This is a genomic window from Bradyrhizobium sp. Mp27, assembly GCF_029953005.1.
Lineage (GTDB): Bacteria > Pseudomonadota > Alphaproteobacteria > Rhizobiales > Xanthobacteraceae > Bradyrhizobium > Bradyrhizobium barranii.
Window position 1 is genome coordinate 1 of record NZ_JASAUS010000904.1, and the last position, 217, is coordinate 217.

The following is a 217-nucleotide window of genomic DNA, read 5'->3' on the forward strand; positions in this document are numbered from 1 at the left end:
GGGGCCGGGGAGTTGAACGTCTTGAAGCGACATCTGCAAAGCACCGTACTTACATTACTTGATCGCAACACCAGCCAGCGCGAGATTCACCGGCTGACGGGTGTCGATCGCCCCGTGGGTCGGTCAAAATCCCCCGGGTATGGTCACTTGAAACTCCCCCACCTGATGATCGCCGTCAGCGCCGCTGAACAGCAGTAGCCGGTCAGGCAGGACGTTT

1 protein-coding gene is annotated in these 217 nt (G+C 59.4%); it reads left to right on the plus strand.

Annotated elements, in window-relative coordinates:
• Window positions 1-198, plus strand: a 198-nt coding sequence (locus QJT78_RS52960) for a hypothetical protein (protein ID WP_281461027.1), incomplete at its 5' end; no start/stop codon positions are given.
• Window positions 199-217: the final 19 nt, after the last annotated feature.